General features: G+C 40.6%; 26 protein-coding genes. 21 read left to right on the top strand and 5 right to left on the bottom strand.

The features are described from left to right. Complete coding sequence (locus tag ACLN19_RS00785; protein ID WP_413382025.1) at positions 1–864, bottom strand: ImmA/IrrE family metallo-endopeptidase; 864 nt, start codon at positions 862–864, stop codon at positions 1–3. A 191-nt stretch (positions 865–1,055) separates the two neighbouring features. Here ACLN19_RS00785 and ACLN19_RS00780 point away from each other — a divergent pair, with 191 nt between their 5' ends. Beyond that, a complete protein-coding gene (locus tag ACLN19_RS00780; protein WP_413382022.1) occupies positions 1,056–1,418 on the top strand; it encodes a hypothetical protein in 363 nt (120 codons plus the stop codon). A gap of 28 nt (positions 1,419–1,446) precedes the next feature. Here the strand turns inward: ACLN19_RS00780 and ACLN19_RS00775 are convergent, their stop codons facing one another. Genes ACLN19_RS00775 through ACLN19_RS00765 form a run of 3 tightly spaced genes read right to left on the bottom strand, consistent with a single transcriptional unit; the run spans position 1,447 to position 2,650 of the window. Continuing rightward, positions 1,447–2,094 (bottom strand): hypothetical protein, encoded by a 648-nt coding sequence (locus ACLN19_RS00775; RefSeq protein ID WP_413382020.1) that lies wholly within the window; start codon positions 2,092–2,094, stop codon positions 1,447–1,449. Between the two features lie 35 nt (positions 2,095–2,129). After that, positions 2,130–2,312 carry a helix-turn-helix domain-containing protein gene (locus ACLN19_RS00770; protein ID WP_413382016.1) on the bottom strand — a complete coding sequence of 61 codons (183 nt, stop codon included), beginning with the start codon at positions 2,310–2,312 and terminating at the stop codon, positions 2,130–2,132. Further along, a complete protein-coding gene (locus ACLN19_RS00765) occupies positions 2,309–2,650 on the bottom strand; it encodes a helix-turn-helix domain-containing protein (RefSeq protein ID WP_039670442.1) in 342 nt (113 codons plus the stop codon). The genes ACLN19_RS00770 and ACLN19_RS00765 overlap by 4 nt, the downstream gene beginning before the upstream one ends. A gap of 611 nt (positions 2,651–3,261) precedes the next feature. Between ACLN19_RS00765 and ACLN19_RS00760 the strand changes: the two genes are divergently transcribed. From ACLN19_RS00760 to ACLN19_RS00665, 20 genes are all read left to right on the top strand, one after another. Next, positions 3,262–3,510 (top strand): hypothetical protein, encoded by a 249-nt coding sequence (locus ACLN19_RS00760; RefSeq protein ID WP_413382013.1) that lies wholly within the window; start codon positions 3,262–3,264, stop codon positions 3,508–3,510. 36 nt (positions 3,511–3,546) lie between these two features. Next, positions 3,547–3,843, top strand: a complete 297-nt coding sequence (locus ACLN19_RS00755) for a cytoplasmic protein (RefSeq protein WP_413382010.1) — start codon at positions 3,547–3,549, stop codon at positions 3,841–3,843. An 18-nt stretch (positions 3,844–3,861) separates the two neighbouring features. Further along, a complete protein-coding gene (locus ACLN19_RS00750) occupies positions 3,862–4,317 on the top strand; it encodes a conjugal transfer protein (protein ID WP_413382007.1) in 456 nt (151 codons plus the stop codon). 15 nt (positions 4,318–4,332) lie between these two features. Beyond that, entirely contained in the window at positions 4,333–6,024 is a 1,692-nt protein-coding gene (locus ACLN19_RS00745) for an FtsK/SpoIIIE domain-containing protein (protein WP_413382004.1), read from the top strand. A 208-nt stretch (positions 6,025–6,232) separates the two neighbouring features. Further along, positions 6,233–7,486: a replication initiation factor domain-containing protein gene (locus tag ACLN19_RS00740; protein ID WP_413382001.1), complete on the top strand. Its 1,254-nt coding sequence runs from the start codon at positions 6,233–6,235 to the stop codon at positions 7,484–7,486. 56 nt (positions 7,487–7,542) lie between these two features. Continuing rightward, a complete protein-coding gene (gene mazE / locus ACLN19_RS00735; protein ID WP_017649870.1) occupies positions 7,543–7,824 on the top strand; it encodes a type II toxin-antitoxin system PemI/MazE family antitoxin in 282 nt (93 codons plus the stop codon). Further along, the gene (locus ACLN19_RS00730) at positions 7,817–8,152 is read left to right on the top strand and encodes a type II toxin-antitoxin system RelE/ParE family toxin (RefSeq protein ID WP_070484480.1); all 336 of its coding nucleotides are present in this window, start codon (positions 7,817–7,819) and stop codon (positions 8,150–8,152) included. Before mazE ends, ACLN19_RS00730 begins: the two co-directional genes overlap by 8 nt. A gap of 63 nt (positions 8,153–8,215) precedes the next feature. Beyond that, a complete protein-coding gene (locus ACLN19_RS00725; protein WP_085634389.1) occupies positions 8,216–8,446 on the top strand; it encodes a hypothetical protein in 231 nt (76 codons plus the stop codon). Positions 8,447–8,466: 20 nt separating this feature from the next. Further along, a complete protein-coding gene (locus tag ACLN19_RS00720) occupies positions 8,467–9,018 on the top strand; it encodes a conjugal transfer protein (RefSeq protein ID WP_413381995.1) in 552 nt (183 codons plus the stop codon). Between the two features lie 12 nt (positions 9,019–9,030). Then, positions 9,031–10,011, top strand: a complete 981-nt coding sequence (locus ACLN19_RS00715; protein WP_413381992.1) for a conjugal transfer protein — start codon at positions 9,031–9,033, stop codon at positions 10,009–10,011. A gap of 5 nt (positions 10,012–10,016) precedes the next feature. Then, complete coding sequence (locus tag ACLN19_RS00710; RefSeq protein ID WP_065736541.1) at positions 10,017–10,241, top strand: hypothetical protein; 225 nt, start codon at positions 10,017–10,019, stop codon at positions 10,239–10,241. Between the two features lies 1 nt (position 10,242). Continuing rightward, positions 10,243–10,665, top strand: coding sequence for a conjugal transfer protein (locus ACLN19_RS00705; RefSeq protein WP_065736542.1), 423 nt, complete (start codon positions 10,243–10,245; stop codon positions 10,663–10,665). A gap of 12 nt (positions 10,666–10,677) precedes the next feature. Continuing rightward, entirely contained in the window at positions 10,678–13,182 is a 2,505-nt protein-coding gene (locus tag ACLN19_RS00700; RefSeq protein ID WP_413381987.1) for an ATP-binding protein, read from the top strand. Between the two features lie 14 nt (positions 13,183–13,196). Next, positions 13,197–15,110 (top strand): conjugal transfer protein, encoded by a 1,914-nt coding sequence (locus ACLN19_RS00695; protein WP_413381985.1) that lies wholly within the window; start codon positions 13,197–13,199, stop codon positions 15,108–15,110. Beyond that, on the top strand, positions 15,097–15,324 hold the full coding sequence (locus tag ACLN19_RS00690; protein ID WP_006531355.1) for a hypothetical protein: 228 nt from the start codon (positions 15,097–15,099) through the stop codon (positions 15,322–15,324). The genes ACLN19_RS00695 and ACLN19_RS00690 overlap by 14 nt, the downstream gene beginning before the upstream one ends. Positions 15,325–15,342: 18 nt before the next feature. Beyond that, positions 15,343–16,455, top strand: a complete 1,113-nt coding sequence (locus tag ACLN19_RS00685; RefSeq protein WP_413381981.1) for a phage tail tip lysozyme — start codon at positions 15,343–15,345, stop codon at positions 16,453–16,455. Positions 16,456–16,566: 111 nt separating this feature from the next. Continuing rightward, positions 16,567–17,157: a type IV toxin-antitoxin system AbiEi family antitoxin domain-containing protein gene (locus ACLN19_RS00680; protein ID WP_413381978.1), complete on the top strand. Its 591-nt coding sequence runs from the start codon at positions 16,567–16,569 to the stop codon at positions 17,155–17,157. Next, positions 17,154–17,990, top strand: coding sequence for a nucleotidyl transferase AbiEii/AbiGii toxin family protein (locus tag ACLN19_RS00675; RefSeq protein WP_413381975.1), 837 nt, complete (start codon positions 17,154–17,156; stop codon positions 17,988–17,990). Before ACLN19_RS00680 ends, ACLN19_RS00675 begins: the two co-directional genes overlap by 4 nt. 183 nt (positions 17,991–18,173) lie before the next feature. Continuing rightward, on the top strand, positions 18,174–18,371 hold the full coding sequence (locus tag ACLN19_RS00670; protein WP_006738512.1) for an excisionase: 198 nt from the start codon (positions 18,174–18,176) through the stop codon (positions 18,369–18,371). 64 nt (positions 18,372–18,435) lie between these two features. Beyond that, positions 18,436–19,686, top strand: a complete 1,251-nt coding sequence (locus tag ACLN19_RS00665) for a site-specific integrase (protein WP_413381971.1) — start codon at positions 18,436–18,438, stop codon at positions 19,684–19,686. 227 nt (positions 19,687–19,913) lie between these two features. On the opposite strand, the gene ACLN19_RS00660 is transcribed toward ACLN19_RS00665, so the two are convergent. Next, the gene (locus ACLN19_RS00660) at positions 19,914–20,849 is read right to left on the bottom strand and encodes an ATP-grasp domain-containing protein (protein WP_413381968.1); all 936 of its coding nucleotides are present in this window, start codon (positions 20,847–20,849) and stop codon (positions 19,914–19,916) included. Positions 20,850–20,862 lie beyond the last annotated feature (13 nt).

Here is a 20,862-nt window from a genome sequence, read left to right as displayed (position 1 = left end):
CTACCTCTTTTCTAATAGGAGTATTGTTTTTGCTCTTGATTTAGCTTGCTTTGCGGTCAACATATCTGTACGCCAGGCGTAACCTACTGATTGTCCAAAATCATATTCTAACCAAGTATCAATATCATCTTCTTGCTCTAATTCCTTGCGAAAGCTATTTTCTAGCAACTCGGGAAACTCTGTACTTGCCACAAAATAACACTCTCTCAGGCGATTCAGAACTTTAGCAAGAACATCCTCTTCCACCGCTCGGTACTCGTCTTCAATCTCAGTATGGACTTCCTCAAAAAGACTGATGACAGTCTTACTTTGACCCGTTTGATATTGGTAAATAGCTGAGCTGACCTCTTGATTGGCTCGTTCCAAACGATAACGGAACAAATCTTGTAGTCTGAATTTCAAGGCATCCGCTGATACGGATAGCTCCGTCATTACTTGCTTGAAACTATCCAAGCGATAATAGATTTTTGACAGCAAGACAATATCAGGCATGAGAATATAAGCAGAGAACAGATTGGCTTCGCTTTCTTCAACTGTATCTTTTTTACTGCTTAATTGTGTAAACTGTTTACCTGAATGTCCCAAGATATAGTGACCTAGTTCATGGCATTTGGTGAAGTTCTGCTTTACTTGCGGGTTCTGACTTTCATAGGAGATTGAAATACCATCCTCATCAATCATCGTCAATCCCTCAATTTTTCGATTGGTAAAGTGATGCTCCATTACCTTTATACCGAATTTCTGGATGCAATCATCAAAATAGTAATGAAAGTGATAATTCAGGGGTGACACCTGATTATCCTTCATAAATTGATATAGTTGTTCACTTGCAATTTGGGTTACTTTTGTATAAAAGTCTCTCACAGTACACCTCCTCACAATTTTATCAGTCAACTATTTGGTTGACTAGAATTATATAAAAAAAATGGACGAATGTCCACTAAAAATTAGTTTAACAACTAACACATTTGTCTTGCAACTAGATTGAAATCCTATTATTAACACGTTTGTAACACGATTCCTGTAAAATAAATTCCATTTAGGAGGAAACCTTTATGAAAAAATTACTTAGCCTTATTGCCCTTGCTTTTAGTACTATTGTCTTAGTCGCTTGCTCAAGCAAACCTAATATGGACGGAGAATACTATGAAATCGGAGAATACGGGACTGACCTGGTCATCACTATCAAAGGTGACAAGGGAACTGTCGATGCTGAAGGTTCAACCAGCAGCATAACCATTGATACTGATACACAAACTTTTGAAATCTCAGGATTTGTCAATCCAACGGTCAAATATGAATACAAAGATGATGTTATTACTGCTAATATTACAGGATCAGAACGCCAGTACTTCAAAAAAGGTAGTGAGGCTTATAAGGAAGAACTCAAGAAGTTTAATGTGACGGAGGAAGAATAGAAAAAAAGCTCAGAGATTTTCTCTGGGCTTATTTTCTTTTGAAATATTTATACAAAATCAAGATTGCAATAATTATTAGAATCCCGCAAAATATAACTAATTCATATTGAGTCATCACTTGAGTTAAATTAACAGCAATCAAAAATAAAGGCGTAATCAGATTAACCATCATAAGGAATAAACATTTTCCTAAAATAATATAAGTGAATGTGAAACCACAACTTGTTTTTGGCATACTCTTTTTAAAGTATTTTAGCATTACCCAAATAAATAAATCACATAAGAATATCCCTATCAGAATAGTACTCCAAGGTTTAATAAATTTCTCTCCTTCAGATAAGAAAAACATGATATTTATCAAAGTTACACTAATTACACGTTCAAATAATTTAAGTAAGTCTATCTTTGAAAGTAACACTACGCTTTGACTGTAATTCCCAATTTTCTTGTAATCAATAACCTTCAAATTTTCATCGTGATACTTTGGCAATATATAAAAAATCAAAATGAACAAAGAGAATGATATCAACACTTGAATTATATTATTTATAATATTTGCAAATCCATATCCGCTTGTTCTAAACATCGTAATAATTACTGGTATTACAAAGGCAAGGTTTCCCAAGAAATTGATTCCATCGTTTATTCTCTTTGCTTGCTGGTCAATATTAATCATTTATCACCTTTCTTTAGTCCAAAGCATTTTTATGCTTATTGCTTCACAAACTCATCCAAACTTACTTCAAAAAACTTAGCCAACTGAATAGCTGTTCCTAAAAGCATATCGGTTTCACCGTTTTCCCAACGGCTGATACTGCGGACAGTAGTTCCGATTTCTTTTGCCAGTTCTGCACGAACCATTCCACGCTGTTGTCTAAGTTCTTTAAGTTTCATTTTTTATCCTCATCAAAAAGTTTTTTACGCTCTTTCATGAATTCAATCAGCTCATCACGAAAGATTACCTTTTCTTCCTCTGTCAATCCATCGGAAGTCATACGGAACAATACTTCGACATTTGATAAATCAATGTCATCTTTTTGTCCCTCTAATAGATAATCCGTAGTTACTCCGTAAAATTTAGCAATTTTTGATAATTTTTCTGGTGTTGGGGTAACTTTTCCATTTTCCCAGCGTGCGTAACTCTGTTGAGTAATCCCTAAAGAGTCTGCCACTTTGGCTTGAGTTAAATTCTTTTGTTGACGTAATTCTTTTAAGCGATATGGTAATGTCATTTTCTGTTCCTCAAAAATATTTAAGTTTTTTACAAAAAACTCTTGACATTACATCATACATGATGTAAACTATAAGTACATCAAGGTTGATGTATCTGATTCCAAAAAAATTTAGTTCTTCTTTTGGAATCACTAATGTTCATTGCAAATTAAATAAAAAGTGCGTCTGACAACCAGAGGACTGACCATCAAACTACACTAAACTTCGTACCTTTATTGTATCTTGTTTGAAAAAGAAAGTCAAGTCCGTTTGTGGTTGAAGTTGAGATAGTAAAACAATTCTAAAAAATTGTGGGCTCACACGCATTTCGGACTTTCGCACTTTTCCGAATAGTAAAGTGAACTGGCTTCGCCAAAGGGCGTAAGAGAATCGTGACAGGCATGATAATGACTACCTGGATGATTGGCTGGGAAAGCGATGGTAATTGACGCAAAGCACCTTGCTAAACGTTGCCACCGTGAAAGGTTTGTCTAGTTCCTAGATAGGTCTTTCAATCAAATAACTCTTTTTCAAACAGACTACTTCTCTTTATTTCACGAGAGTAGTCTATGCTCAAGCTACTGGATGTTTCTAGTAGCTTTTGTTTTTACAATAAAGAAAGGAGGCATTTATGACCTCATATTTTGAACAATGCCTAGAGCGTCACTATCAAAATTATCTCTTTACTCATAAGATATACGCTCACAGCCTAGACTTACAGGCAAGTCTCTTTAGCTCTGCCAAAGAAGAAATTGATACGCTCGTCAAGAAATTCAAGGCAACTGGCTATCCGCTTGCTGAATTGACTTATTATAGTCAAATCTACAAAAACAAAATCAATCGCTTTTACTTTGCTCAAGTCAGCCCTGTTATATGCTGATTTTTTATTACTCAAATATAGAAACGGAGAATACTTATGATTCCTGAAACACTTGCTATGAAACCAGAATTTATTGGAGCTGCTTATTATGAAAAACTTGGTCATACCCCACGTACCGTCTTTGGTAAAGAAGGCAAATACCAACGTCATGTCCTGAACAATCAAGAACATGGCTCTTTCCATGTCATTACTCCTGCAACTAATACCGTCTTTGATGAAGACACGTTTGTCAAAGTCGTCAACCCTATTTTCTTCCCAGACCGTGCGGTCAATGGCTCAAACGTAGCCCCAGCGCTTAATGTCTTTGCGGAAAAACTCGAAATCGTCAAATAAGAAAGGAAACAAAATATTATGGCTAAAACTGGATTGAACTTCGGAGAAAAACTCCAAATTGTTGATAAAAGCTACCGTGTTATTACTGACGCTCTCAAACTGGATGAAGTCTTTGGTAAACTGACCTTCCGCTCTATTGAAGGAGCTGAACTCATCTATGAAGCAGACCGTAATCAGCGTAATGAAGATGGCTCCTACGTCCAAGTTCCGACTGGTGAAATTCGTGGTATCACCGTTGGGATTCACTCAGCTAATCAACACGAAACACTCTTCTTCACTATCGTAGATATGTCTGAACAACAACTCAACGACCTTGGGCTCAATTACCGTGAAGAAGTGGAACTCACTGATATTGTCGTGACCTACTCTGCTATCGGTCGAAATGACAACTACCGTCTCTATGCTTCTGCCATCAAGAAAAAAGGGGCTCAAGTAGCTCCAAAATCTGAACCAAAAGCAGAAGATAAAAAATGATGCTAGGAGGTAATCATGCACCTCTTTACCTATCGGGGACTTCGTGTCCATAAATTCTACCGTCATATCAGGGTGATAACAATTCTTCTTATGTTATCGCCCTTTTTGATTGGTAACGCCTTTTACTTCTATCCCGTCTATGACCTGATTATCGCTGACCCTTTATTTTACCTGCCTAAAATCCTACTGACTACCCTGCCACCTATTGTGATAATTCCGATTGTCAATCTTATTCTCTACCAGAAAGTTCTCATCTTTCAGCGTCTTAACTCGCTGAGGATTATGACTAACTTTCTCCTAGAAAATCGGTACTATATTTCAAAGACAGTCAAACGTGATGGTAAAACGGTTGAAAAGATTGCTCTTCCCAAAGTTTATGTCAAACGTGGTAAATATCAGTTGCTTGCTTCCTTTATTCTCGAAGGAAATAAATTCCAAGACCGATTTATCAATCTTGGAGCTACCCTTGAAGTCATGTATAATGGCGACTTTCGAAACAAAACCTTTGATGAGCGCTTTGTTCAGTATGAAATTGCCATCAATCGTATTGCTTCCCGTATTAACGTTTCAGAAGTTACCCTGACTGACCAGGGCATACGTCTCATGAAAGATGTCTTTTGGGACTATGTCGCTGAGCCTCACTTGCTGATTGGTGGGGGAACTGGTGGTGGTAAAACGGTAATCCTCATGACCATTGTGTTGGCTTTGGCAAAGATTGGTTTTATAGACCTGTGCGATCCGAAGAACGCAGACTTATCAGGTCTTAAAAACATTCCTGCCTTCAAGGGTCGTGTCTTCATTTCCAAAGACGATATTATCACTTGCCTCAAAGACAATGTCACTGAAATGGAAAATCGTTACGAGACCATGCAAAATCACCCTGACTACAAGATTGGGAAGAACTTTGCCCAGTATGGACTAAAGCCCAAATTCATCGTTATTGACGAGTGGGCAGCTTTCATCGCCAAGATTGAAAATGACTATCGCCTGCAGGCAGAAGCTACGGAATACCTGACCCAGATAGTTCTAGAAGGACGTCAAGCTGGAGTTTTCGTCATCCAAGCCATGCAACGTCCCGATGGCGAGTATATCAAGACCGCTCTTCGGGATAACTTCATGAAACGACTCTCTGTCGGACACTTGGAAGACACGGGTTATAACATGATGTTTGGCGATGCTAACCGCAATAAAGAGTTCAAAAAGCTGGATAAAATCAACGGCAAAAAGGTTCACGGACGTGGCTATATTTCCAATAATGGTGAGCTGGCTGGTGAGTTCTTCTCCCCTTACGTTCCCTTCAATAAAGGTTTTTCCTTTGAGGAGGAATTTATGAAATTACCCGTCCTAGAAGATGAGCAGCTTATCACACACAAGGACACCGTGGAAGTTGTGGAACCTATTGAAGAAGACTACGAACCAGTGGAGGATGACATCATGGAGGTTTTGGAAGAAAGACGCTTGCTGACAGATTTTGCCAAGGAAAATGACCTAACAGTCAAGACACTCCGTAAAATCATCTACCTCATGGATGAGCGAGGAGTTCCTTTTGATAAAGAGGATAACTCCCTTGTCGTGACATCATTTCAAGAACAGCTACTTCTTGAAACCTTGGCACTCTTTGAAGAGGAAGGACGGAAGTCTTATCCAAAGGCGGTTGAAAGCTGTCTCGCAAATCATGGGCTAGGACAAGAGCAAGGGCAAGCCTGACAACGTCAGGCGCAGACCGTAGCTCGCAGTTCCTACCGCCCATGATTGTGATTCAACCCCCGATTTCTAATAGGGGGGTAACATTTGTCAAAATGACAACGTCCGACCCCCAACACACCAATAGTACCAAGGTTTTCAAAGATTTACTTAGTGTGTTACTTTTGCTAAAAAACTGTGTCACTCACTAGAAAGGAGTCTTACTCTATGAATGGATAAACTAAGCCCACTCAATCTCAAGAAGTTCCGAAAACAAACAGGCATGACGCAGAAACAATTTGCGGAGTCTGTTGGAATTTCAACTCGTACCTACCGAAGCTATGAAGATGGCTCACGAGGTTTGAGCCTAGAAAAATTCGGTCATTTCAAAGCAGAGCTTGGCTATCATCAAGAGAATGCCGATGACCTGATTGATGTTCATATCGACTACCTCCGCATGACCTTCATGTCTATCCGTGACCTATCTCACTTCTGTCAGACCTATCTTCACTGTTCTTTCACTGAGTTCAAAGAATTTGAAACCAGACTTCTGAATTACACAAGGCTTTGGAAGCGTGGCAACATTTGGTTATTTGATTTTTTTGACAAAATCGAAACAGGAAATTTCCAAGTGACCTTGCAACTCTCTGGTCAAGGTTGCCGTGAAATGGAACTGATTCTGGAAAGTATTGACCTAAGCTGGCAAGAATTTCTCCAAGCTCTGCTCTTTGACCTGACGGATAGTCGGGTAACACGGTTAGACATTGCCATGGATGAACGCTATCTCGGTCTCGATAGAGAAGATGAACAATTTCTTCTCTCAGATATGATTGCCAAAGTCTATAAAGATGAGGTTAGCTTTAAGAACATCCGAACGTGGAGTCACATTGGCGGTGGTAACCTCAGAAACATAGATGAGGTAGAAGGCAGCCAAGGTATCTCCCTTTATTTTGGAAGTCGCCAAAGTAACCTCTACTTCAACTTCTATGAAAAGCGCTATGAGCTAGCCAAAAGTGAACAAATCTCCGTGGAAGAATCCCTGGAGATTTTTGGTATCTGGAACCGTTACGAATTGCGCTTCGCTCAAGAAAAAGCCCAGCTTGCCATTGAAGAATACATCAGCGGTGTTGACCTAGCAGAAATCGCCCGTGGCGTCATCAATCATGAAATGCAGGTTTACGATGGCACCAATAAATTTGGCGCCTTTGTTCCTGACCAGAAATGGCAACGCATGTTTGGTGGTACAGAACCTTTGAAACTCAGGATGAAACCTGAACCCTATTCTATCGATAGGACGATAAAATGGCTCATGTACCAAGTCGCCAATTCGCTCAAACTGGTGGAAGAAGCTGACAAAATCATGGAGACTGACTTTATCAAAATGATTCAGGAAAATGGTGAAATCACCGATAGAGCTGAAAGCATTCTTCAAGATTTGCAAGCATCTTATAACTTAAAGAAAAAGGAAGGTGAGACAATCAATTGACAAAAACAAAAGAAAGGTATACACTCAGTGTATATCAAACACATAGGAGAAAAAACATGACAGTAGTTAAAACACGACAAATCGGTAATTCTCTAAGTATCACTATTCCAAAAGAATTTGAAATTCCACAAGGTCAGGAATACAATGTTTATAAGGGCAGCGATGGTACACTCATCTTTAGCCCAAGCAAAGAAAATCTCTTGGAAGAAGCTACTGACGAGCTTATCCGTGAAAAAATGATTGATGAACTTGGTGCTATCATTGATAGAAACATGGCAGAAATCGAAGCGGGTAACTACGTCACCATTGAAGAAATGGAGGCAGAGCTACTTGGATAGATACACTGTCAATACACCTCAAACGATTTTTGACCAAATCAAAAGCATCAAAAACTACATTCAAGATGTTTTGTTGAGTCCTGATGCTGCTTTGAAAACTAGCCAGCTTCTCCTCGAAGGTATTAAAAGCCTTCAAACATTTCCTGAACGTGGCTTTGATGCGGATGAAAAGGTTGGAAGACAAATTTCTAAACAATACAAAACATTTGGCATCGTAATTGCTAACCGCAAATACCTGCTTTTCTATAACATCAATACGGAAGATAAAATTGTGAACGTCACTCACCTTCTTCCTGTGAAAAGTGATTACGCTAAATTGTTTTTGTGAAGCACTCCAAGGTAACTGAATTCAGTTGCCTTTTTTTGATACCTAAACTTAAAGGAGGTCATTATGGAATACAAAGTTGAACTATCTAGCATCGACAATTTCAAAGCTTGGTCTGGTGCTAGAGAAACCCTAGACACCGTCCGTGAACGTGGCGGAATTGACCAACTCACCAGCCTCTGTGAAGATGTCTTCTCAGAAAGTACACCAACAGAGGGACAAATCAATGACTGGCTCTGGTTTGATGATGACTATATTTATCAAGCTCTCGGCTATCATGACCTAATCGAAGAATGATAAGGAGGTATCTCTGAGTCATGCTTGTCAAAAAAATCTACGAAGGCATCACCTGCTTTCCTGATATTAATGAGTTCTGGAATCTCTATATCGTACTCATGAAAGAAAAAGATTTCTTCTTTGATGCCTTTGCTCGTGAAACCGTTGACCTAGACTCTCCCGCCAAATACCAACACACTTACTTTACAACTGATGGTCAAGTCCTAGACTTTAACCGAAACATGGACACCAAACTGGTCACTCTCTTTCGACAAGTCATCTTAGACCAACAAGAACAATTCATGGAGGAAATAATCATGGCAAAACAATCACTCATTGAAAAGAAAATCAAAGCTACTTCCCTTGAACTAGGCGAACTCATGAAAGCCCATAAAGACAAGGAAGCCTGGACAAAAGCTGGTGAACTGAATCACCTGCTTAAAAATGAAGAAGCCGAAAAGCTACCTGCTGACCTTCTCGAAAAAATCCGCCTGGAACTTCGTGGCTACTACTACGTCAACGGAGAAATCAATAAACTCCACAAACAGCTCTATGCCAAAGGCAATAAATTGATTGAACTGGCTAGTGCCTGATAAGGAGGGATTATGAACAAACTGAAAACAGTCATCCAACAAGTCACCCATTACTTGTCTCGTTTCAAGAAACAAGATAAGAAGCGTGGCTCACCAAAACTCATCAAGGCAACACGGAAAAACGTGAATATCTTAGTCCTTACTGGATTAGGATTTTTAGTTTTAATCGGAGCTACTGGTTCCCTGCGTGCTATCACGCTATCAAGCAAGGTCTCCTCTCTTGAAACGGAAGTCAAAAGAGCTCAATCCTCCCAAGTGGTGACTACGGCAACTGACACCGACTACCGCTTAACTTATTACCTCAATGACTTTGTCGCAGCCTACTTCTCTTTCTCTGATAAAGCCGAAGAACAAGAAGCCCAAATTGAAAAGCTCAATAGCTTTTATGACGTTGAACCTGAGATTAAGTCACAAGGTCAGAAGCGAACACCGATGTCTCTGGTCTCAGCTAGGTTGTTATTGCTGACGGAGAACACCGCCACTTATCAAGTGACCTATAAGCAAAAAGTCGGTGATAAGGAGGAAGAAATTACCACAGGATTTAATATCCCTTACGCTACTAAAAACAGCTCCTACTACGTTTCTGGACTTCCTTGGTATTCTAGTCTCAGTGACAACCAAGCCAAAGGCTTTGACAAAGAATCTGCGCTCAGTCTAACCGCTTCTGACAATCTCCCAGAAAAGACACACAAGAAAGTCAAGAAGTTTCTCAACGTCTTCTTTACCAACTACACCACCGACCAAGACAATCTGGACTTGGTCGGTAAAGATGTAGTTGTGCTTGAAAACACGACTTTCAAGTCACTAGACTATGTCTATCTGACAGAAGACGGTGATGCCATTACCGCCTATGTTCAAGTCACCTTTGAAGTCGCTGGCAACACTCGCTCAGAGAATTTCACTTTGACCCTTACGCCTAAAGGAAATTCATACTACGTCACAAAAGTGGCTCATACCATTCCAAAAGATTATGCAAAACACGAAGGAGAATAACATCTATGAACACAAGCTCACTACAACAATTCCTCCAAGGGGATGGTGCTTGGATTATCACTGCTGTGGCAATCCTTCTTGCCATCAAGGCTTGGAAAAATAGCTCCTGGCTCCAACTCTTTTCCGTTATCGGATTTTGGGGAATCATCATGTCTATGACCAAAGGGCAACAGATACTCTCTGTCATTGGTTGGTTCTTACGCCTCTTTGGTATTGAAACGGGGCTCTGATATGAACAACGAGAAAGAACCACTCTATGACTACGCTAGGGGGCTAAACGCTCCTTACTGGATTCAGGAAATCAAGACACAAAAAGGGGCACGTATCTGGTACTTCGCAACACCTATGCAGCTGTCCTTTTTTGTTGTTTTCATTCTCGTCTTTGTCGTCATGCTCCTGGGACTTTCTTTCATCCTTGTCCCATTAGCTAAAATCACCCACTCTATCTCCATGTTGCTCTATGCTTACGTTCCCTATAAGCTCGCTAAATTCTACACAGAGTATGAACCACACGGAAAGAAAATGCACATCTTTCTGGCTGACTACTTCCGTTACCTCTATGAATTTCGTTGGAACAAGAAAGCCATCTACCACGATGAGCGAGTGGAACCTTATGATGACGAAGACATTGTTTTTGAACAAACACACCTTTAGAAAGGAGGCACTATGGCACTAAAACTACAATACCCGATTAAAGCCACACACGAAAACTTAGCCTTTCGTAAAGACAAGCAAGTAATGGCGTACTATCGTATTCCAAATACGCCCATCACCATTACGGATGATGAGAAAAAAGGAAAGCACAAAATCACAGTCAGCCAAATGCTCAAAAAGTTGGCTAAAAACCAGCACTTTGACATTTCTCTCATTCCCAAGGATTATCTCCTAGAAGAAAAGATGCGTGACTTTATGGATACCCTCTCACCAAACAATCAAGCACTCGGTAAGGAACTGCTACTCTACACTGTGGATAAGCTGACAGATGAAATGGAAATCCCTTATCAGTTTGACTGGCTAGTCGGTGTCCGATTGAGAAAACATGACAAGGGAGCTAGTCTTGCTGACCTCGCCTATGAACGATTCTCTGAGATTTCAGAGACCCTAGCAAATGGGCTAGGCTTTGAACTAGAAGAAGAAAAGCCCTGGTTTGAAGACTATCTCGCTGATGAACAAGTCATCTACCAAGTGCTTTCAACGCTTCGTTGTCGTCGTCTGACAGATGATGAACTCTTCTACTACCAGCGGATGCAATACCTCCGCTACATTCCCCACCTCAAGAAAGAAGTCATTGCTAACCGTTCCCTTTTCAATGTCACAGACACCTTGATTAAAAGCATGAATGGAGGCTTTCTCAAACTCGAAAGCCCCTATGGCAATTCCTTTGTAACCATTCTTCCTGTTGGGAAATTCAACACCATCTTCAACGGTTTCCATCTAGGAGAATTTGTTCAACGTCTCAACTTCCCCGTGGAACTGCGATTCAAGGCTGAATTCATTGACCGCAATAAAATTAAAGGGAAAATGGGGCGTTCCAACACTCGCTATAAGAACATCATGGAAGAAGCTGAGAATACCGATACCGTGCAACAAGACGAAATTATCATGGGCTCATTCTCGCTGAAAGACCTAATGAAGAAAGTAGGGAATAAAGAGGAAATCATTGAATACGGTGCCTATCTCATTATCTCTGGTTCGTCACTTAGTCAACTGAGAAGTCGCCGTCAAGTTGTCCTCAACTACTTTGATGACATGGGCGTTGAAATCAGTGAAGCTAGCCATGACACACCTTATCTCTTCCAAGCTTTGCTCTACGGGCAAGACTTGCAGAAGAAAACACGAACATGGACACACATGGTCACCAGTCGTGGTTTTGCGGAGCTCATGCCCTTCACCAACACATCCGCTGGTAACCGTATTGGCTGGTATATCGGACGAGTCGATAACTGGACAGGTCGCTGGGATAACATCGAAAAAGCCATTAACGCTTCTAAAAACATTGTCCTCTTTAATGCGACTGTCGGTAATAAAGAAGACATTGCAGGCAAGATTACCAAGAACCCGCACATCATCATCACAGGTGCTACAGGTCAAGGGAAATCCTTCCTCGCTCAGATTATCTTCCTGTCAGTCGCTCTTCAAAACGTGAAGACGCTCTACATTGACCCCAAACGGGAACTCCGCCATCACTACCAAGAAATCATCAATAGCCCTGAGTTTGCCCGTCTCTATCCTGAACGTAAAAAACAAATTGAAGCCTTCAACTTTGTCACTCTCGATAGCTCACTCACTTCCAACCACGGAGTGCTTGACCCTATTGTTGTTCTGGATAAAGAACAAGCCGTTGAGGTCACTAAGAATATGCTGGAATTCTTGCTCCAAGCGGTTGACAACGTCACCATGGATCAGAAGACAGCTATTACCGAAACCATCAACGACATTGTCGATAAGAGACAAGCAGGTCAAACGGTTGGCTTTAAGCACGTTCTGGAAGCCCTCAAAGACAGTGACAATGACCAAATCGCCTCAGTTGGTCGCTACCTCACTTCTATTGTGACCAACTCCATCCTAGAGCTTGCCTTCTCTGATGGAACAACGCAAGGGCTCAACTATGAGTCACAAGTCACTGTACTTGAAGTTGCTAATCTGAAATTACCTAAGACAGACGCAACGAAGATTTCAGACCACGAACGAAACTCTATCGCTCTTATGTTTGCCCTTGGTGCTTTCTGTACCCACTTTGGAGAACGCAATGAAAGTGAAGATACCATTGAGTTCTTTGATGAAGCCTGGATTCTTATGAAGTCTGCCGAAGGTCAAGCCGTTATCAAGAACATGCGCCGTATCGGTCGCTCGAAAAATAACACCCTGGCACTCATCACACAGTCTGTCCATGATGCTGAAAATGATGATGACACAACAGGCTTTGGAACCATCTTTGCCTTCTACGAAAAATCAGAACGAGAAGATATTCTCAAGCACGTCAATTTGGAACCAACCGAAAGTAACCTGGAATGGATTGACAACATGATTTCAGGGCAATGCCTCTACTATGACGTCTATGGCAATCTAAACATGATTTCCATTCACAACATCTTTGAAGACATCGACATGCTTCTAAAACCAATGAAAGCAACGGTATCATCTAGCCTTGAAAATAAATATGCTAGTTAGAAAGGAGGGCTCACATGCAAGAAGCCTTTGAGAAACTAAAAGGCGTGGACATCTTCGCCTTAAAATCATATTTGGAAAAGACGTCAAAAATTGAGACCTCCATTATCGTGGCAATGAATGAGATTTTCGTCAATCTCTTTTTCTTTCTGCTCAATCTAGTGGTCGGTTTCTTCTCCCTCATGATTCGTATCATGGAGAACATTGACCTCTACGACTCTTACAAAACCTACGTCTATAACGCTGCTAAGTCCATCTGGCAGGGACTAACAGGTTCAACTTCTGGCGGATTATCAAGTGGTTCCCTAGTTTCCATGCTTCTGACCATCGGAGCCTTTTACCTCTTCTACCAGTATTTCTTTTCTCGTGGAAACTTCATGCGAAAAGTCCTTCATGTGCTGCTCGTCGTACTGCTTGGATTTGGTTACTTTGGAACCGTCGCTTCTACCTCTGGTGGGCTCTACATCCTTGATACGGTTGATAACCTTGCGGATACTGTCACCTCTAAGATTTCCAATATCTCCGTTTCTTATGGCGAGAATAAGTCAATCAAGGTAGGAAAATCCATGGCTGATAGCTATATCGCACAAACTTCCTACACTGCCTATGTCTTTGTCAACACGGGTCAAGAAAACGGAAAATACGTCAATAACCAAACAGGTGAAGAGGAAGCCTTCGATGATGCTAAAGTCTTGGGAAGCGTGGATGACTCAGGAAAATTTGTAGCGGTCAAAAACAAAGATAGAAAAGACTATCTGGATAAACTTGGTGATAAAGCTGATGACGGGAAGGAAAAGAACCGCTGGGTATCAGCCGTCTGGGATTATCTTTTCATCAAGACCTTCTACGTCATCTTCAAAATTATTGAAGCCATCGTTATTGCGGTTCCAATTATCCTGGTACAACTTCTGAATCTGATTGCTCAACTCTTAGTCCTATTCATGATTCTCCTGTTCCCTATCGCTCTTCTCATTTCCTTTATCCCTGCCATGCAAGATATCATCTTTGGGATTTTCAAGGTCATGTTTGGTGGTCTCGTTTTCCCTACGATTACGACACTCATCACACTCATTATCTTCTACATCGAAAAAGTCATTGAAACCTTGATTACCTCTGGATTTGACGGCGTCATCGAAACGTTCCCATCTTTAGGAACATTCGCTCTCCTCTTCAAGCTCATTCTTTCAGTCGTTGCCAAAGCTGCCGTCTATTATTTCCTCTGGATTTATAAGGGGGAACTCATTGAATTCATCATGGGCTCACGGGCTCGCATCAAGATGGAAGACATTGGAAACCAAGTTGAAAACAAAGTTAGCCAGGGCAAAGACCTCATCCAACAGATGCCGTCACGTAGCTTTGAGACTGCCCAACACTTGGGCAACTTTGCCATGGCTGGTACTGGTTTTGTGGCTGGAAGTGCTATGAACGCTTCTTCTCACATCAAGGAAGTTGGCAACTTCTTTAGACGGTCAAAACCAAATCCTGAACCAGCTGAGGAACCGGACCTTCCAACAGAACAACTGACTGAACAATCTGTTCCAACACCTGACCAACTGCCACCAACATCCTCTGAACCAAATCTTCCAAAACAGGATATTCCAACAGATAAGCCAATCCAGGAGAAAACACCAACTCCTGAAGCTATCCCTACTCAACCAACAACTCCTCCACCACCAGAAATGGAATTCCAGGAACTTAAGGAACAATGGGTATCTCCACGTAAACAACGGAAAATGGAACGCTTGGAAAGAGAACTTAGCGCCTATGATGATGGAGGAGCCATGTATCAAGCGAAAGGCTCAAATGCCTTTACCCGAAGCTTCCGTCAAACTCTGACCAGGGACGACAAAATCAAAGCCAATATCGAGCGTAAGAACCGTCTCACTCAAGAACTCAACAGATTGCGAGGTGAACAAAATGGACACTATTAGGATATATACGAGAAGTCAGATTCAACCTGTCCTTGAAAAGTACATTTACCAAGCCTATGAAAATGACCTAAAGGCTATCAAGGTAACTGTCCTTTATACTGTCAATGACCAAGAAGCCAAACGGATTATCGAACTCTGCCGTGCTATTCCAGCCGTCCTAGATGCCAAATGGCTCTTTGGAACAGTTATCTTCAAAGTCTATCTCAAACACTAAAGGAGGTGATAGGGACACATGAAAAAACTATTCAAACTGAGTCTTCTCTCTTCGCTTCTGTTGCCCCTATTACTTGTCATCATTTGTGCAGCTGCGATAGCTGGTGACTCGTCTAACACATCAAGTAATGGTAGTTCAACTGGGACGCGAACGACACTAACAGCTAAAGAGGTGGCTCAAAAAGCCTCAATCACAGAAGAACGGGCAGAGGATGTCATCAAAATCCTCAACTACCAGCTATCCAAAGAAGGCTTTACCTTGGCTGGTTCAACTGGTAGTATAGCCGTTGCAGAACGTGAGTCAGGCTTTGACCCTAAAGCTATCAATACTGGCGGTGGGGTAGCTGGTTACTTCCAATGGTCAGGCTGGTCTAACACCGTCAACGGCGACCGTTGGGCACAGGCTTCAAGCCGAATACTGGATGCTGATGTTGAACTCCAACTCATGTCAACCGAGTTAAACGGTGCCTACAAAAAAGTCAAAACTGAAATGCAAAAAGCAACTGACCCTGGAGATGCTGCCTTGTACTGGTCAGAACATTATGAAGGTGTTGCACTCTCAGACGGTCAGACAAAGGCTGACAAGCTCCAAACGGATGCTGACAAGTGGTTTAAGGTGTTTGATGGAACAATCACCTCCGACTCCTCTGTTGCTTTCTCAGGCGATACAGGGCTTGCTACTGGAACTCTTACTTCTACCTTTGACTTACCGCCAGAATACCTTGGAAAACTCAAATATGGAGTTCCTAGTGAGAACTCGGTCACAACTCAGGGAAACAATACCTATCCAGCTGGACAATGTACCTGGTATGTTTGCAATCGCCTGATTGAGACAGGCATCTGTACCAACTCAGCTATCTACAATTACAACGGAAATGGTCAAGATTGGGTTGCTAGTCTTGTCTCTCGTGGTTGGAAACAAGTATCAGAGCCTCAAGTTGGCGCCGTCATGTCCGTTCAAGGTGGTTATGGAGGCACCTATGCAGAATACGGTCACGTTGCATTTGTGGAAGCTGTCAATCAAGATGGAACCTTCCTCATCTCTGAGTGTAATGTTAAAGGTGTTCAGAACAAGCCACACTATGCCGTTCTCAGCAACCAAAGCTATTACAGTTTTGCGGTTGCACAATAAGATTTACGAATTTTTACGATTCTTTATAGTTTTTACGATTGTTGAGTGTTGCGTTTATACGACAAAAGAGTTAAAATTGTAGTATGAACATAACAAAAGAGGAGAGTTCGTATGTCTAATAAAGAAACCGTTCTGAATTATCTTGAACAGAATAATGGTATCATCACCCATAAAGACTGTAAAGTACTTGGTATTCCCACTGTCTATCTCTCACGTCTTGAACGTGAAGGAAAAATCTTCCGAGTTGACAAGGGCATCTATCTTTCTACAGATGGTGACTATGACGAGTACTACTTCTTCCAATACAGATTTTCAAGAGCTATTTACTCCTATGTTTCCGCTCTCTATCTCCAAGGATTCACGGATGAAATCCCGCAATATTTTGAAGTCACCGTACCAAGAGGCTATCGCTTCAATAACCCGCTTCAAAATCTCACTGTCCATACCGTTCCAAAAGAACTTGTTGACCTCGGTGTTATCTCTGTAAAAACACCTTGGGGACAAACCGTTAAGACCTACGACTTTGAGCGTATCATCTGTGACTTCATTCAAAATCGTAAAAAAATTGATAATGAACTTTTCGTCAAAACTCTTAAGGCTTATGTCAACTACCCAAATAAAAATCTGACGAACCTTTACCAGTACGCTGAAGAAATGAAAATTATCAATCAAACAAAACAAATACTTGAGGTGCTAATGTGAACAAAGCAAAATTAACCGCACTCTGCCATAAAATTTCAAAGGAAACAGGATTAACGTTTAATTCTGTGATGCCCTACTACTTTTTAGAAGTCATTTTGAAAAAATTGAGTCAAAGCTCATACGCTCAAAATTACATTTTCAAAGGAGGTTTCCTACTCTCAAATGTCGTCGGGGTTGCTTCCCGTAGTACCGTTGATATTGACTTTCTCTTTAGTAAAATGAACCTATCAGAAGAGACCGTGTATCAGCAATTGGAGGATATCCTTGAAAAATCCGATGAAGATATTTCTTTCACTATTCAGTCGGTCACAGCAATTAAGGAAAGTGATGATTACGGAGGTTATCGTGCAAGTATCCTTTGCCAGCTTGAGAACATCAGACAGGTCATCCACCTAGATATTGCGACTGGGGACATTGTCACTCCTCAGCCAATCACTTACGACTACAAGCCAATCTTCACATCAGAACAGTTTCCTATCATTGCCTACACCATTGAGACTATCTTAGCAGAGAAACTACAAACCATTTATTCTCGCAGCTTCTTGAATAGTCGAAGCAAAGACTTCTATGACGTCTATATCTTGTCAAAATTGAAGAAATCAGAAATTGATTCGCAGCAACTTCTCACTGCTTGTCAGCGTACCTTCGATTATCGAGGTACTGAATTAGACTTCGATAAATTCATCAATCTGCTAGAAACATTCAAAACAGATTCAACCCAAAACCATCAGTGGGAAAACTACTCTAAAAAGTATAGTTACACTAAAGGTATTACATTTAACGATGTTCTGACAGAGATGACTGATTTGCTTGTAACTATCAAAAATCTCTAAGAAGAATCCTAGCAATCAAATAAAATTAGTTACTATTGATTATGAAGAACAGTTAAGATTACTTTATGGATTACTAGTTATACTTTAATCATCCTAAATAACTTTTCTTTTTCATAATCTCCTTGGAAGCAAGCTCAGAAATGGGCTTGTTTTCGTTTTATCAAAAATAACGGAGGAAAACACATGAAAAAAGAAATTCCATTCTGGGAAAAATCAAACCTAACTGTTGAGGAAGCTGCCTCATATTTCAGTATCGGAGTCAATAAACTTCGTGAAATCAGCAATGAAGATGATTGCGATTTCGTCCTCTGGTGTGGCAGCAAACGACTAATCAAACGAGCAAAATTTGAGAAATTCCTAGAAAACCAATATTCAATTTAATAATCACTCAGAGGGCATAGGCTAATCAAATAGCTTATGCCATCTTTTTTTATGGAGGAAATCTATGATAAACAAAAAACGGAAAGACAATAAAAATCGCATCCTCAAAGACGGAGAATATCAACGTCCAAATGGTAGTTACGAATACCGCTGGCGTGATAAGCGAAGAAAGATGAATAGTATCTATGCCAAGTCATTAGTTGAGCTACGAGAAAAAGAAAAGCAAATTATAAAAGATTCTCTCAACGGATTAAACGTTACCAAAAAAGTTTCTGTAGATGACTTATACAAAAAGTGGAAACTCTTGAAACGAGGTCTCAAGGATAATACCTTCAAAAACTATCAGTACCTATACGAATATTTCGTGTCTGGTCAATTAGGAAATGTCATCATTACAAACCTCAAGAAAAGTGATGTTCGCTCCTTTTACAATTACTTAGCCGAAGAACGACACGTCAAGGTAAGTACCATTGATAGCATCCATACCGTACTCCATCAAGTTCTTCAAGTTGCTGTCGATGATGAGTATATTTTCAACAATCCCTCAGACAATGCTTTGAAGGAGCTAAAGCAATCTCGTACTTCTGGGAAAAAAGGACACAGAGCTTTGACACTCAAGGAACAGCAGCTCTTTGAAAATTTTTTAGAGAATACGAGCCGTTATAAAGGTTGGTACCCAGTATTTATTACGATGTTATGGACTGGACTTCGAGTCGGTGAAGTAACAGGCTTACGTTGGGAAGACATTGATTTTGAAAGCAATACTATTAGTGTCAACCATACACTTGTTTATTATGATACAAGAACGAATCGTGGTGTCACTTTTACAATCAACACTCCAAAAACAAAGGCAGGGGAGCGTACTGTCCCACTACTACCAAGAGTTAAGGAGGCGCTGATTTTAGAAAAGAAACGTCAAGAAGAGCTTGAAATCGTCTGCAAGAGTAAGATTGACGGCTATACCAATTTTATCTTTCTCAATCGTTTTGGTAATGTCTTCCATCAAGGAACACTCAATAAAGCACTGAAACGAATTATTCGTGATTGCAATTTTGCTGTCCTTGATGGTAAAATACAAAGTGAGGTAACACTTCCGAATTTCAGCAACCACTCTCTCCGTCATACCTTCACTACTCGTATGGTAGAAGCTGGAACTAATATGAAGGCGATGCAAGAAATTCTTGGACACTCTGATATTTCAACCACTATGAATATCTACGCCGAAGCTACAAAAGAACTCAAAGAAAAAGAGATGGAAAAGTTCGGAGAAAACCTTCAAAATAGCCTATCAAACCTTGAAGAAACTTACCAATAACTTACCAAAAATTTACCACTGATTTACCAATTTTGTACAAAGTTAGGGAAAAATATAAAACCTAGCAAAATTTCTAAACCTTGGTATAATGGGCTTTAGAGACTTGCGTGAAATAACGTAGAACCAAGTTTCTTTTCCCAACAATGAAATAAACACCAAAACACCTCTAAGAGTTACTTAGAGGTGTTTTTATGACTTTCTCAGTTTAGTTGGTCCTGACAATGTCCTTATGATGATAGGTTCTCTAGTTCTGTGATAAGGTAGTCTGCTAATTGTTTCGGTGCTGAAACGCCTGCCTTGCGTTCGGCGTCAGCATTATAGTTGGTGTTCGTGTTGATGTCATAGACATAGCGATTGCCATTACTATCTTCTGCCCACTCAATAGCTGCTACATCGATGCCTGTCTCACTCAAAAAGTGCGTATAAGTATCCACGATTGCCTTATCTAAGGGCTCTACAATGCGAAATTTCCCATCAATAGAGCAAGGAGCTGTCTGCTTAGCCACATCTAGCTGGCAAGCATCCGCAGGACAGAGCTCAAAACCATCTGATGAATCAATAGCAAGGGTGTAGATATACTCTTTTCCGATAAATTCTGCGCGTCTAATCGAGCCATCATGAGGTTTGATGTAAGCTTGTAGCAATGTGATACCATCAACAGATGGCTCAAAATCATCTCCTGTCACATAATCTATCAGAGCTTCTTCATTGTCAAAGAGATGAACGCCTAAGCCCTTTCCAGCACGATTATGCTTGATAACGAGAGGATACGTATATAAATCTCTAGCCGCTGAGATAATCTCCTCACGCCCAAATGCTGCTACTGTCTTAGGGGTCTTGATCCCAAAATCAGATAAAGCCAAGTATTGCTTGATTTTAGAGATTTCAAGGTCAATAGCTGCCGAGCCATTGATAACTTTTCTGCCATGATGCTCTAGCCATTTGATGACCTGTTGGGTATATTCTGGCGCATAGCGATGACCTCTGGTATGAGAGGACGCTGACATCCGATTATAAAAAATCCCTTGAGGTGGCTCTTTAGCTAGATTGAGACGACCCTTTGATAAATCCCACAATTCATAGGCGACTCCTGCCTCATCCAACCACTTAGTGATGGCTTTTGTCCAGTCTATATGTTCATGAATGATATAAATCGTTGACATCTTCTTCTCCTTT

The organism is Streptococcus lishijunsis (genome assembly GCF_047290665.1).
Classification (GTDB): domain Bacteria; phylum Bacillota; class Bacilli; order Lactobacillales; family Streptococcaceae; genus Streptococcus.
Note: the sequence above shows the minus strand (reverse complement) of the source record. Positions and strands in the feature narration are given on the sequence as shown.

Bases quoted from the DNA above. Each gene is read 5' to 3' on its own strand.
- ACLN19_RS00780 (WP_413382022.1), top strand. From the start codon at position 1,056: ATGAAAAAATTACTTAGCCTTATTGCCCTTGCTTTTAGTACTATTGTC.
- ACLN19_RS00775 (WP_413382020.1), bottom strand. From the start codon at position 2,094: ATGATTAATATTGACCAGCAAGCAAAGAGAATAAACGATGGAATCAAT.
- ACLN19_RS00770 (WP_413382016.1), bottom strand. From the start codon at position 2,312: ATGAAACTTAAAGAACTTAGACAACAGCGTGGAATGGTTCGTGCAGAA.
- ACLN19_RS00765 (WP_039670442.1), bottom strand. From the start codon at position 2,650: ATGACATTACCATATCGCTTAAAAGAATTACGTCAACAAAAGAATTTA.
- ACLN19_RS00760 (WP_413382013.1), top strand. From the start codon at position 3,262: ATGACCTCATATTTTGAACAATGCCTAGAGCGTCACTATCAAAATTAT.
- ACLN19_RS00755 (WP_413382010.1), top strand. From the start codon at position 3,547: ATGATTCCTGAAACACTTGCTATGAAACCAGAATTTATTGGAGCTGCT.
- ACLN19_RS00750 (WP_413382007.1), top strand. From the start codon at position 3,862: ATGGCTAAAACTGGATTGAACTTCGGAGAAAAACTCCAAATTGTTGAT.
- ACLN19_RS00745 (WP_413382004.1), top strand. From the start codon at position 4,333: ATGCACCTCTTTACCTATCGGGGACTTCGTGTCCATAAATTCTACCGT.
- ACLN19_RS00740 (WP_413382001.1), top strand. From the start codon at position 6,233: ATGGATAAACTAAGCCCACTCAATCTCAAGAAGTTCCGAAAACAAACA.
- mazE (WP_017649870.1), top strand. From the start codon at position 7,543: ATGACAGTAGTTAAAACACGACAAATCGGTAATTCTCTAAGTATCACT.
- ACLN19_RS00725 (WP_085634389.1), top strand. From the start codon at position 8,216: ATGGAATACAAAGTTGAACTATCTAGCATCGACAATTTCAAAGCTTGG.
- ACLN19_RS00720 (WP_413381995.1), top strand. From the start codon at position 8,467: ATGCTTGTCAAAAAAATCTACGAAGGCATCACCTGCTTTCCTGATATT.
- ACLN19_RS00715 (WP_413381992.1), top strand. From the start codon at position 9,031: ATGAACAAACTGAAAACAGTCATCCAACAAGTCACCCATTACTTGTCT.
- ACLN19_RS00710 (WP_065736541.1), top strand. From the start codon at position 10,017: ATGAACACAAGCTCACTACAACAATTCCTCCAAGGGGATGGTGCTTGG.
- ACLN19_RS00705 (WP_065736542.1), top strand. From the start codon at position 10,243: ATGAACAACGAGAAAGAACCACTCTATGACTACGCTAGGGGGCTAAAC.
- ACLN19_RS00700 (WP_413381987.1), top strand. From the start codon at position 10,678: ATGGCACTAAAACTACAATACCCGATTAAAGCCACACACGAAAACTTA.
- ACLN19_RS00695 (WP_413381985.1), top strand. From the start codon at position 13,197: ATGCAAGAAGCCTTTGAGAAACTAAAAGGCGTGGACATCTTCGCCTTA.
- ACLN19_RS00690 (WP_006531355.1), top strand. From the start codon at position 15,097: ATGGACACTATTAGGATATATACGAGAAGTCAGATTCAACCTGTCCTT.
- ACLN19_RS00685 (WP_413381981.1), top strand. From the start codon at position 15,343: ATGAAAAAACTATTCAAACTGAGTCTTCTCTCTTCGCTTCTGTTGCCC.
- ACLN19_RS00680 (WP_413381978.1), top strand. From the start codon at position 16,567: ATGTCTAATAAAGAAACCGTTCTGAATTATCTTGAACAGAATAATGGT.
- ACLN19_RS00670 (WP_006738512.1), top strand. From the start codon at position 18,174: ATGAAAAAAGAAATTCCATTCTGGGAAAAATCAAACCTAACTGTTGAG.
- ACLN19_RS00665 (WP_413381971.1), top strand. From the start codon at position 18,436: ATGATAAACAAAAAACGGAAAGACAATAAAAATCGCATCCTCAAAGAC.
- ACLN19_RS00660 (WP_413381968.1), bottom strand. From the start codon at position 20,849: ATGTCAACGATTTATATCATTCATGAACATATAGACTGGACAAAAGCC.